9 protein-coding genes are annotated in these 12,284 nt (G+C 33.2%); 8 read left to right on the top strand and 1 reads right to left on the bottom strand.

All coding sequences use genetic code 11. The features are described 5' to 3' along the window. The first annotated feature begins 11 nt into the window (after positions 1–11). The 8 genes from GYW75_RS05935 to GYW75_RS05900 all read left to right on the top strand — a co-directional run bounded on the left by GYW75_RS05935 (position 12) and on the right by GYW75_RS05900 (position 9,980). The gene (locus GYW75_RS05935) at positions 12–500 is read left to right on the top strand and encodes an OmpH family outer membrane protein (RefSeq protein ID WP_065590337.1); all 489 of its coding nucleotides are present in this window, start codon (positions 12–14) and stop codon (positions 498–500) included. Beyond that, positions 500–1,528: a UDP-3-O-(3-hydroxymyristoyl)glucosamine N-acyltransferase gene (lpxD, locus tag GYW75_RS05930; RefSeq protein WP_174798760.1), complete on the top strand. Its 1,029-nt coding sequence runs from the start codon at positions 500–502 to the stop codon at positions 1,526–1,528. Before GYW75_RS05935 ends, lpxD begins: the two co-directional genes overlap by 1 nt. 106 nt (positions 1,529–1,634) lie before the next feature. Continuing rightward, positions 1,635–2,936 (top strand): trigger factor, encoded by a 1,302-nt coding sequence (tig, locus tag GYW75_RS05925; protein ID WP_174798759.1) that lies wholly within the window; start codon positions 1,635–1,637, stop codon positions 2,934–2,936. A gap of 93 nt (positions 2,937–3,029) precedes the next feature. Next, positions 3,030–3,632, top strand: coding sequence for an ATP-dependent Clp endopeptidase proteolytic subunit ClpP (gene clpP / locus GYW75_RS05920; protein ID WP_065590340.1), 603 nt, complete (start codon positions 3,030–3,032; stop codon positions 3,630–3,632). 10 nt (positions 3,633–3,642) lie between these two features. Continuing rightward, a complete protein-coding gene (clpX, locus tag GYW75_RS05915; RefSeq protein ID WP_065590341.1) occupies positions 3,643–4,917 on the top strand; it encodes an ATP-dependent protease ATP-binding subunit ClpX in 1,275 nt (424 codons plus the stop codon). A 188-nt stretch (positions 4,918–5,105) separates the two neighbouring features. Continuing rightward, a complete protein-coding gene (lon, locus tag GYW75_RS05910; RefSeq protein WP_174798758.1) occupies positions 5,106–7,520 on the top strand; it encodes an endopeptidase La in 2,415 nt (804 codons plus the stop codon). A 135-nt stretch (positions 7,521–7,655) separates the two neighbouring features. Beyond that, complete coding sequence (locus tag GYW75_RS05905; protein ID WP_174798757.1) at positions 7,656–9,515, top strand: SurA N-terminal domain-containing protein; 1,860 nt, start codon at positions 7,656–7,658, stop codon at positions 9,513–9,515. A 153-nt stretch (positions 9,516–9,668) separates the two neighbouring features. Continuing rightward, a complete protein-coding gene (locus GYW75_RS05900; protein WP_065590344.1) occupies positions 9,669–9,980 on the top strand; it encodes a ComEA family DNA-binding protein in 312 nt (103 codons plus the stop codon). 43 nt (positions 9,981–10,023) lie between these two features. On the opposite strand, the gene priA is transcribed toward GYW75_RS05900, so the two are convergent. Next, positions 10,024–12,192: a primosomal protein N' gene (gene priA, locus GYW75_RS05895; RefSeq protein ID WP_174798756.1), complete on the bottom strand. Its 2,169-nt coding sequence runs from the start codon at positions 12,190–12,192 to the stop codon at positions 10,024–10,026. Positions 12,193–12,284: the final 92 nt, after the last annotated feature.

Raw genomic sequence — 12,284 nt, 5'->3', positions numbered from 1 at the left:
AGGTGATTAAAGTGAAAAAAATTATATATTTTCTTAGTGTTAGTACGGCATTACTTTTTGCAAGCTTTGTAAATGCTGAAGTAAAAATTGGTGTAGTCGATGTTATGTCAGTATTACAACGTATGCCGCAACGCGAATCGGTTGGTAAAGCATTGGATAGTGAATTTGAAGCAAGAGCTAAATCATTACAAGCTGAAGAAAAGAAAGCAAATGAAGCTGCTGCACGATTAAAAAAAGATGGTTTAACATTGTCTTCATCTGAAAAAACGAAATTAAATAAAACAATTTCTGATTTTGAAAATAAAGCTAAGGCTTTTTCTGCAGATTATCGTAAGCGTGAAACAGAAGAAGCAGAGAAATTATTAATTAAAATCCAAGAAGCTATTAAAGATATAGTCGCAAAAGAAAAATACGATATTATTTTAAAAGCAGAAGCCACCTTATCAGCTTCAGATGCGGTTGACATTTCAGACAAAGTGTTGGAAAAGGTTAAAAAATAATGTTTTCCTTTCGTTTAGAGCAATTAGCTAAGCAACTTGATGCTAGGTTATATGGTGATGGTGATTTAGCCATCACTGGTATAGCATCAATGAATAGTGCTATATCAGGTCAAATTACATTTTTATCTGATAAGAAATTACAAAAGAATTTATTAGAATGCAAAGCTTCTGCTGTGGTAATGACAGAAGAGGGTCTTGAGCATTGGAATGGTGCAGCCCTTATTGTAAAAGATCCATACCTTGCATATGCAAAATTAGCACAATACCTAGATACTACTCCAGCTCCAGCTAAGGATATAGCTACATCAGCAGTGATTGATTCGACTGCTCAATTAGGTAGTAATGTTTCTATTGGCGCTAACGCTGTTATCGAAAGCGGTGTGATATTAGGAGACGATTGTATCATTGGTGCAGGGTGTTTTGTTGGAAAAAATACAACAATAGGTGCAGGTACAAAATTATGGGCTAATGTTTCTATTTATCATAATTGTATTATTGGAGAAAATTGCCTGATTCAATCTGGGACTGTAATTGGTGCAGATGGATTTGGTTATGCTAATGATAAAGGGAAGTGGGTTAAAATTCCTCAATTAGGGCGTGTTGTCATTGGCAATAACGTTGAAATTGGTGCCTCAACGACAATTGATCGCGGTGCTCTTGATGATACTATTATTGGTAATGGTGTTATTATTGACAATCAATGTCAGATTGCTCATAACGATGTAATTGGAGATCATACGGCCGTTGCTGGTGGCGTTATTATGGCTGGAAGTTTAACTATTGGTCGACATTGTTTGATTGGTGGTGCAAGTGTTATTAATGGACATATGGAAATATGTGACCAAGTTACAGTAACAGGTATGGGTATGGTAATGCGCCCAATTACACAGCCAGGTGTTTATTCATCAGGTATTCCATTGCAAGAAAACAAAGTATGGCGAAAAACGGCATCATTAGTTTTACATATTGACGAAATGAATAAACGCTTGAAAGCGCTTGAGAAGAAACTATTAAATGTCTCGACGTAGACGATTGCGGTCGGTATAATGCATGCCTATTTTTTAATTTTTTAGCTCAATTATCGTTTTTATATAATTATGAGCAAATAATATTCAATAATTTCGAGGTATAAACATGCAAGTTTCGGTAGAAACAACACAAGGATTAGGTCGACGTTTATCTATTACAATTAAAGCTGAAGATATTAAAAAAGCGGTTGATAAAGAGCTTATTAATACAGCAAAAAAAGTACGCATTGATGGTTTTCGTAAAGGAAAAGTGCCTTTAAAAATTGTTGAACAACGTTATGGTGCTTCTATTTTACAAGATGCTTTAGGCGATTTGATGCAACGGAATTTTGTTGACGCTATTATTCAAGAAAAATTAAATCCAGCTGGAGCTCCGACTTATACTCCACAAGAATATAAAAATGGTGAAGATTATACATTTACTGTTGAATTTGAAGTTTACCCAGAAATAAAAGTTGAAAATTTAGATAAAATTGAAGTTGAAAAACCAGTTGCAGAAGTTGCTGATGCAGATGTTGAAACAATGATTGAAACATTACGCAAACAACAAGGTGCTTGGAAAGAAGTTGAAAAAGCGGCTGAAGAGCAATATCGTGTTACTTTGGATTTTGTCGGTCAAGTTGATGGTGCCGAGTTTGAAGGTGGTAAGGCTAATGATTTTGCTTTAGTGTTAGGGCAAGGTCGTATGATTCCAGGTTTTGAAGATGCAATTATTGGTCATAAAGTAGGTGATAAGTTTGATATTAATGTGACTTTCCCTGAGGACTATCATGCTGAAAACCTAAAAGGTAAACCTGCTGTATTTGCATCTACACTTAAAAAGGTTGAAGAACTTGAATTACCTGAACTTACCGAAGACGTTGTTAAACGCTTTGGTATTGTAGATGGTACCGTTGAAAGTTTGAGAGCTGAAGTTCGTAAAAATATGACAAGAGAACTCAACGCAACAATTCGTAACAAAGTTAAAACACAAGCTATTGATGGTTTAGTTAAAAATAATGAGATTGATGTACCTGTGGCATTAATCGATCGTGAAATTGATGTGTTACGTCAACAAGCCTTATCTCGCTTTGGCGGTAATGTCAAACAAGGTATGGAATTACCGAAAGAACTATTTGAAGCTGAGGCTAAAAAACGTGTTGCTACAGGCTTATTATTTAGTGAAATAATTGAAAGTAATAAATTAACTGCAGACGAATCGCGTGTTCAAGCATTAATTGATGAAATTGCGACTGCATATGAAGATCCAAAAGAAGTTTCAGAATATTATCATAAAGATAAAAAAGCGATGGAGAATATTCGAGCTGTTGCATTAGAAGATCAAGTTGTAGATCTGTTATTAGCTAGTGCGAAAGTAACAGAAAAGAATTATTCATTTTCTGAATTAATGAATCAGCAGATAGCTTAATCTATTAGCTTTTTCATTTAATTTAAAAACGCTCACTTTTAAGCCCAAATATGTATTATCTGTTTGGGCTATTTTGTTAATTAGGAGATAAAAATGCCTTTTGAATCATATATGGGTGTTATTCCAATGGTAGTTGAACAAAGCTCTCGGGGTGAACGAGCTTATGATATTTACTCACGGTTATTAAAAGAGCGAGTTATATTTTTGACGGGTCAAGTTGAAGATAATATGGCAAACCTTATTATTGCTCAAATGTTATTTCTAGAAGCAGAGAATCCTGATAAAGATATCTATTTGTATATCAATTCACCTGGTGGGGTTGTTACAGCTGGCATGGCTATTTATGATACAATGCAATTTATAAAACCAGATGTTAGTACAATTTGTTTGGGACAAGCTTGTTCAATGGGGTCATTGCTTTTAACAGCTGGAGCTAAAGGTAAACGTTATTGCTTACCAAATGCACGTGTCATGATTCACCAACCATTAGGTGGTTTTCAAGGACAGGCTTCTGATATCCAAATACATGCACAAGAGATTTTACAGGTAAAAAACCGGCTAAATAATATTTTAGCAATGCACACAGGTCAAGATATTAGTGTGATTGAAAAAGATACCGACCGTGATAATTTTATGTCTGCCGATAAAGCAGTTGAATATGGTTTAGTTGATGCCATATATAGTAAACGATCTTAATGTTGGGTAGGTGATAAACGTGAATAAAGAAAGTTCAGAAAAATTACTCTATTGTACTTTTTGTGGTAAAAGTGAGCATGAAGTCCGTAAACTTATTGCTGGTCCATCATCTATTTATATTTGTAATGAATGTATAGGATTATGTAATGATATTTTAAAAGAAGAGAAAAAAAGTTTTCTTTCTCATGAAGAGTTTATTAGTAAACCATTACCAACACCACACGAAATTAGAGAGCATCTTGATGAATACGTAATTGGTCAAGAAAGAGCTAAAAAAGTTTTATCTGTTGCTGTTTATAATCATTATAAGCGCTTACGTAACCATGCTAGTCGTAGTGATGTTGAATTAGGCAAAAGTAATATTTTGCTTATAGGACCTACTGGTAGCGGTAAAACATTATTAGCTGAAACATTAGCTCGTTTTTTAGATGTACCTTTTGCTATGGCTGATGCAACAACACTAACTGAAGCTGGTTATGTTGGTGAAGATGTAGAAAATATTATTCAAAAATTATTACAGAATTGTGATTATGATGTTGAAAAAGCTCAGAGGGGGATTATTTACGTTGATGAAATCGATAAAATTTCACGAAAATCGGATAACCCATCTATTACTAGAGATGTTTCTGGTGAGGGAGTTCAACAGGCTTTATTGAAAATTATTGAAGGCACTATCGCTTCTGTTCCGCCAAAAGGTGGACGTAAACATCCTCAGCAGGAGTTTTTGCAAGTAGATACTTCAAAAATTCTATTTATTTGTGGTGGTGCATTTAGTGGTTTGGATAAAGTCATTGAGAATCGTGTATCAATTAATACAGGAATAGGTTTTGGTGCTGAGGTAACAAGCACTAAAAATAAACTTTCTGAGTCGGAGCTATTAGCAAAAATTGAAGCAGAAGACTTAGTTAAGTTTGGTTTAATTCCTGAGTTTATCGGAAGATTACCTGTTATAGGAACATTATCCGAATTAGATAAAAATGCCTTAATTAATATTCTAACGGAACCTAAAAACGCTTTAACTAAACAATTTCAAACTTTGTTTGAGTTAGATGGTGTTGAGCTTGAGTTTACGAGAGAAGCCTTGGATGCTATCGCTATAAAAGCGATGCAAAGAAAAACAGGAGCGAGAGGTTTGCGTTCAATTGTTGAAAATATATTATTAGATATAATGTATGACTTACCATCAATGAATACTATTAACAAAGTAATTGTTGAAAAAGACACCGTTGAACAATCTCTAGCACCGAAATTAATCCATCGTGAAGATGCTGAAATCTCGGCTTGAAATATATATTTGCCATCATAAATATGATGGCAAGAGCTATACCTCAAATTAATATTAAAGCAAAATTTCAGTAAATACTGTCAAGATGTTCTAGAATTAATGTATGTTAAAACAAAAAAGATAGGCTTGAATATCTAAAAATGAACCCAATATCTATCTAATAGATTTGTACTACTAGAGAGAATAAAATGAAAATAAAACGAACTAAACAAATGATTATGCCTATTTTACCATTGCGTGATGTTGTTGTATTTCCACATATGGTAATTCCTCTCTTTGTTGGTAGAAGTAAATCAATACGTTGCTTAGAAGGTGCAATGGAAATGGATAAGCAAGTCTTTCTTGTAACCCAAAAAAATCCTTCTCAAGATGATCCTGATATAGATGATTTATATGATGTCGGAACTGTGGCTAATGTTTTACAATTACTTCAATTGCCAGATGGAACAGTAAAAGTTCTTGTTGAAGGTATTGCAAGAGCTAAAATGAATGACATTGTTGAGAACAACGACAATGAATATTTTATTGCAAAAGTCAAACCATTAAGTGAAGTAAAAAAAGCCGCGGATATAAGTGAAGCCATGATACGCTTGACTTTATCTAACTTTGATGAATACTCAAAACTAAACAAAAAAATAACTCAGGAAATTGTTGATTCTATACATTTTTTGAAGGAACCTTCACGTTTAGCCGACTCTATTGCTGCAACTTTATTTTTGAAAGTTGAACAAAAACAAGAGATTTTAGAAACCGCTAATCTTATAAAGCGTTTTGAATTGCTTATTTCATTGATGGAATCAGAAATTGATTTACTACAAGTTGAAAAAAATATTCGACACCGAGTTAAACAACAAATGGAAAAGGCTCAAAGGGAGTATTACCTCAATGAGCAAATTAAGGCGATTCGTAAAGAGTTAGGCGATATAGATAATAAACCTGATGAATATGAAGAATTAAAAGAAAAAATTACTAAAGCTAAAATGCCAAAAGAAGCTACAGACAAAGCATTAGCTGAGCTTAATAAACTTAAAATGATGCCAGCGATGTCTGCTGAGGCAACGGTTGTTCGGGGATATATTGATTGGATGCTTCAAGTTCCTTGGTATAAGCGTAGTAACGTTAAAAAAGATATTGAAGCTGCACAAAAAGTTTTAGATAAAGATCATTATGGACTTGAACGTGTAAAAGATAGAATTTTAGAATATTTAGCAGTTCAAGGGCGTGTTAATAAAGTTAAAGGTCCAATTTTATGTTTAGTTGGTCCTCCTGGTGTGGGGAAGACCTCACTTGGACAATCAATTGCTAAAGCGACAGGGCGTCAGTATATACGAATGGCGCTTGGTGGTGTACGTGACGAAGCTGAGATACGTGGACATAGGCGTACATATATAGGTTCAATGCCAGGTAAATTAATTCAACGTATGGTAAAAGTGGGGGTTAAGAATCCGTTATTTTTATTAGATGAGATAGATAAGATGGCATCGGATATGCGTGGCGACCCTGCATCTGCATTATTGGAAGTGCTTGATCCTGAACAAAATAATGCTTTTAGTGACCATTATTTAGAAGTTGACTACGATTTATCTGATGTGATGTTTGTTGCAACGGCTAACTCTATGAATATTCCTGCGCCATTATTGGATAGGATGGAAGTTATTCGTCTTTCTGGCTATACAGAAGATGAGAAATTGAATATAGCAAAACAACACTTAATTGCTAAGCAGATAGAAAATAATGGTTTGAAATCAAAAGAAATTAGTATTGATGACTCAGCTATTATTGGAATCATTCGTTATTATACACGGGAAGCTGGAGTTCGAAATCTAGAAAGAGAGATTGCAAAAATTTGTCGTAAAGTTGTTAAGCAATTAGCATTAAATAGCAAATTGAAAAAAGTAACGGTAACACAAGATAACTTAAAAGATTTCTTGGGAATACAGCGTTTTGATTACGGTAAGGCAGATAATGAAAACCGTATTGGGCAAGTTATTGGTCTTGCGTGGACAGAAGTTGGTGGAGACTTACTTACTATTGAATCAGTAAGTGTACTAGGTAAAGGAAAATTGACTTACACTGGTTCATTAGGTGATGTTATGCAAGAATCGATTCAAACGGCATTAACAGTTGTTCGATCTCGTGCAGAAAAATTGGGTATTAATAGTGATTTTTATGAAAAACGCGATATCCATGTACATGTGCCTGATGGAGCAACGCCAAAAGATGGACCGAGTGCAGGTATCGCAATGTGTACTTCACTAATTTCAACATTAACGGGTAATCCAGTTCGTTCTGATGTTGCTATGACTGGCGAAATAACATTACGTGGTGAAGTTTTACCTATCGGCGGATTAAAAGAAAAATTATTAGCTGCACACCGAGGAGGAATTAAAACTGTATTGATTCCAATGGATAATGTTAAAGACTTGGAAGATATTCCTGATAATGTAAAATCTGAAGTTGATATACATCCAGTAAAATGGATTGATGATGTGCTTACAATTGCATTGCAGAATAATCCATTTGGTGTAGAGTCAGTACCAATAACTAGAAAAACTATTAAGAAATTAAAAAATAGCGTTGATAGTCCTGCTATATTAAACTAGTTATTTATTAATTTAATAAAAGATCAACTCTATGTTGATCTTTTTTTTGTAGTACATAATATTCGGACAATAGCCAATTTAGTTAAATATGCTATACTTTTACAATTCAACATTTGGTATGGAGAATCGCAATAAATGATGGAGACAATCCGAACAGCAGCAAATAATATTGTTGTTAAGATTATTTTTGCAATAATTATTTTATGTTTTATTTTCACTGGCGTCGGATTTCTAGGCTTTGGTGGCAGTGTAAGTGTTCAAGATCAACAGAAATATATCGCAAAAGTTGATGGTGAAGGTATTAGTCGGGCCGAATTCGAAGCTCAAGCTAGAGCAGTAACAGCGAATGCTGGAGGCGATAGTTCTTTTATCAAAAAATTACGCCGTAATGTTTTATCTTATCAAATTGATAATTATTTAGCTTATAAATTTTCAGAAAAAGTTGGTGTAGCTATTAGTAATGATCAAATCAAAAAGTTTATCAAAAAACAAAAAGAGTTTTTTAAAGATGGTAAATTTGATAATCAGACATATTTAAACCTTCTAGCTGAAAATAATTTTACTCCAGATAGTTATGCTGAAATTATAAGAACTGTATTACAGCAACAACAGACTGTTAATGCTATAATAAATAGTAATTTTATTCTGCCAATTGATTCTGAAATAGCTTCTCTTAAAAATCAAACTAGAAGTGTATATGCTACTTCTGTTAATGCTTCTGTAAGTGATATTGATGAGTCGAATATTACGTTAGATGATGAACAAAAATATTATAACGAACATTCAAAAGATTTTTTTAAAAATGAGCGTGTAAAAGTTAAATATATTATGACTTCTGACGAATCTTTGAGAAAAACAATTAGCGTTACTGAAAAAGAAATTAAAAATGAGTATGATAAAAATATTAAAACTTATTCATATCCAGCTAAGAGAGCTTATAGTGTAATTTTTGTGACTAATAAAGAACAAGCTAATGAAATTGCAAAGGATCTTTCGTCTGGAGCTGATTTTGATACTATTGCTAAAACTGTTAATCAGAATCATGATATTTCACCTTATGGCAAAAATGGTTCATTAGGCTGGTTTGCTGATGATGATTCATTACCTCAAGTTTTTAAAGATGCTCAATTAAAGAAAGTAGGGAAAATCTCATCGCCAATAGCCGTTGATAGTGGTTACGCAATAGTGAAATTAGATGGTATACAACCTAAAAAAGTTATGGATTTCGATTATGCTAAATACCAAATCAAGCCAAAACTCACTGAACAAAAAATACAAAAAGCTTTAGAAAATGAAGAGAATAAAATTAAAACTGCATTACATGATTCTCCTAAAAGTATTGAAGAGCTTGCTAACAAACTTGGATTTGAAGTAAAGACCTCAAATTGGATATCTTTCAACGATAAGTTTTCACTTGCTGCTCATCCTGAGGTTAGGGATGTGATTTTTAGTGAAGAAATGATAGTCGATGGTAAGGCAACGGATAAAATTTCTGATTTAATACCTGTAGATAGGAGTTTTGGGAAGTTTGATTTTGTTGTACAAACAGTTGATTATCGCCCTGAAGGTATAGCTCCATTTGATGAGGTTAAAGATGATATTCATAAAAAACTTTTTACAGAAAAGGCTCAAAGCCAGTTTAGATCTAGTGTTGATAATATATTGACTCAACTTAACGAAACTGGAAAAGCCAAAAATGTCCAATTTGCAAAAAAATATGTTTTGAATCGAAATTCAACAGAACTTGATCAAAAAGTTGTTAATATGGTCTTTAATTTAAATCCTTCAGTATCTGGGAAGACTGTTTATGGTGTGGAATTTTTAGATGATAAAAATGCTTATATTGTTGCGCTAACTAAGGTAGATACCCCAAAAGAATATGAAGATATTTCTTCTGAGTTATTACCTTTATTTATTAATAATATGCATTATTATCTTGCTGCTGACATACGCTCTAAGGCTAAGATAGAAATTATGCCTGATTCCAATTTGTGATTTAACTCCCAAAATAGTAGAAATAATTGAAAAAATGAAAAGTCACTTAGGTGGCTTTTCTCATTTTTATTATTAATGAAATTTTTTTATTTGATGAAGTGAGATAGTTATAAAGCAAATTTAATTGCGTAACTATTTTATGAGGTTAATCAAATGAAAGTATTTTCACTATTATGTATTATATTATCAAGTTTTATTTTTTCGAACATAAGCTTTGCTAATTCGGTTCCAGAAACACCAACTTCCGTTAAACAAGAACAAAAACAAGTTGCTCAAGTAAATATCAATACTGCAACAGCAGAAGAATTATCAAAAGTATTAACTGGGATTGGGGCAAGTAAAGCTCAGAAGATAATAGAATACCGAGAAAAGTTTGGTCCTTTTGTTTCAGTTGAGCAGCTAAAGGAAGTTTCAGGTATTGGACAGGCAACATTGGATAAAAATGCTGGTAAAATAATATTATAATTTATTATCTCCACTAATTAGTATTGGTGGAGATAATATCACTTTAATTATCAATGGGATCGACATCAATACTCCATCTTACTTTTGATGTTTCACTCCATTTTCCTATTACGATTAATAGTTGATCCAAAATTTTCTGTAATTGTTGTCTACTTGTATGTTGAAGTAGTAATTGCCAACGATGATATCCTGCTTTTTTCGGTTGACTTGCAGGCATTGGCCCCAACTGCCATAAAGTATTATTACTATGTTCTTTTAGCCAATCATGCACATGTTGTAAGAATGCTGGAGCGTAATGATTGTTACGATCAGCTGCACGAATTAATGTTTGGTAACTAAACGGAGGTAATTGTGTATGTTGCCGTTCTTGTAACGTTAATTTAGCAAATTTTTCATAACCTTGAGTTAGTAAAATATTGAGTAAAGGGTGATCTGGATGATATGTTTGTAAAATAACTTGTCCAGCTTTAGTTTCACGACCTGCTCTTCCTGATACTTGAGTATAAATTTGTGCAAATCGCTCAGTTGCCCTAAAATCACTTGAGAATAATGCCCCATCAACATCGACAATTCCAACTAAAGTTACATCCGGGAAATGATGCCCTTTAGCTAAAATTTGCGTGCCAACTAAAATGTGTGCGCCACCTTGTTGAATACTTTGTAAATAGTTATCTAATGCGCCTTTTTTATTCACTGTGTCTCGATCAATGCGGCTAATTTTAATATTAGGAAAGAGGATTTCAAGTTGTTGTTCAAGTTGTTCTGTTCCAAATCCAATAGGCATTAAATGAGTTGATCCACATTTTGGGCATTGTTTAGGAATCGTCCTCGGTGTATCACAATAATGACATATAAGTTTGTGTTGTTTTTGATGTAGTGTATAAGGTCTATCACAGCGAGGACATTCAGCAATCCATCCACAGTCATGGCATATTAACAATGGTGAAAAGCCTCGGCGATTTAAAAATAGCATTACCTGATTATTATTAGATAAATGTTTTTTTATTTGTTCAATTAATGGTTGAGATAAACCTGCAGTAAGTACTAACCCACGCAGATCCAAAATTGACTGTTTGGCTAGCATTGCATTACCGGCTCTTTCGGTTAATTGTAATAAATGGTATTTGTGATTTTGTACATTATTGAGTGTTTCAAGCGACGGTGTTGCGGAGCCTAAAACAATTGGAACATTGTTAAATTTTGCTCGAATAATTGCTAAATCTCGGGCATTATAACGCCAACCTTCTTGTTGTTTATAGGAACTATCATGCTCTTCATCAATAATAATCATTCCTAAGTCTTTAAAAGGAGTAAAAAGTGATGAGCGAGTGCCAACAACAATAGCATTTTCACCATGTTTACTTCTTAGCCAAACAGTGAGTCTTTGTTTATCCGTTAATCCTGAGTGCAAAATATCAATTGGCGCATTAAAGCGTTTTTTGAAACGTCCAATTGTTTGTGGTGTTAACCCAATTTCTGGAACTAGTACTAATGCTTGCTTACCTGTAGCTAATATATTAGATAGTATATTTAAATATACTTCTGTTTTACCCGATCCAGTCACTCCTTCTAATAAAAATACTTCAAATTGATGATTTTTGTTGTTGATTGTTTCTATAGCATAGGTCTGTTCTTTATTTAGCTGAATTGAACTAGTATTTGTTGAAAAATTGGTTTGCCATTGAATATTATCGGATTGGCAGTTTACTTGTTCTATAAGATTTTTTTTCTGTAATTCTTGATAGATAGTACTACTTACTTCATTTTCAGAAGGGGTATTATTTCTGAATGATGATAATAATAATTTTTGTTTCGGAGTCCGTGATAATGATTTTAAATCAATATTTTTACCCAATTGAGTTAATTGCCATCGTTTGGTGTCTTCCTTGATTGCTTTTCGCCCTTGTCGTAATAAAACAGGTATAGAATGAAAAAGAACTTCGCCAATAGGATAATGGTAATAACTAGCAGCCCAGTTTAACAACCGCCAAATAGAAGGTGTAAAAACAGGTTCAGTATCAATAACAGTTGTAATCGTTTTTAAGCTTTCAATATCAAATTCGGTTTTTTCGTCAATACTAACAATAATTCCTATTGCGTCACGTTTACCAAAAGGAACTTTAACCCGCATTCCAACTTGAGCTGGTTTAGTTAATTGATAATCAAATATTTGGTAAAGTGGTACAGGTAAGGCTATATGAGCGATAAGCATTAAAAAATCACAGATATTATAATTTATATAAAGCTATATTGTACGCAGTTTTTACATAACCCGCAAAAGTTATAAAAACAATCTAGTTTTTA

Source organism: Gilliamella sp. ESL0232 (assembly GCF_013346885.1).
GTDB lineage: Bacteria > Pseudomonadota > Gammaproteobacteria > Enterobacterales > Orbaceae > Gilliamella > Gilliamella bombi.
This window is presented reverse-complemented; position numbering and strand designations above follow the sequence as displayed.

What these genes read in the sequence shown, in the direction of transcription:
- lpxD (WP_174798760.1), top strand. Translation starts at nt 500, where the DNA reads ATGTTTTCCTTTCGTTTAGAGCAATTAGCTAAGCAACTTGATGCTAGG.
- tig (WP_174798759.1), top strand. Translation starts at nt 1,635, where the DNA reads ATGCAAGTTTCGGTAGAAACAACACAAGGATTAGGTCGACGTTTATCT.
- clpP (WP_065590340.1), top strand. Translation starts at nt 3,030, where the DNA reads ATGCCTTTTGAATCATATATGGGTGTTATTCCAATGGTAGTTGAACAA.
- lon (WP_174798758.1), top strand. Translation starts at nt 5,106, where the DNA reads ATGAAAATAAAACGAACTAAACAAATGATTATGCCTATTTTACCATTG.
- GYW75_RS05905 (WP_174798757.1), top strand. Translation starts at nt 7,656, where the DNA reads ATGATGGAGACAATCCGAACAGCAGCAAATAATATTGTTGTTAAGATT.
- GYW75_RS05900 (WP_065590344.1), top strand. Translation starts at nt 9,669, where the DNA reads ATGAAAGTATTTTCACTATTATGTATTATATTATCAAGTTTTATTTTT.
- priA (WP_174798756.1), bottom strand. Translation starts at nt 12,192, where the DNA reads ATGCTTATCGCTCATATAGCCTTACCTGTACCACTTTACCAAATATTT.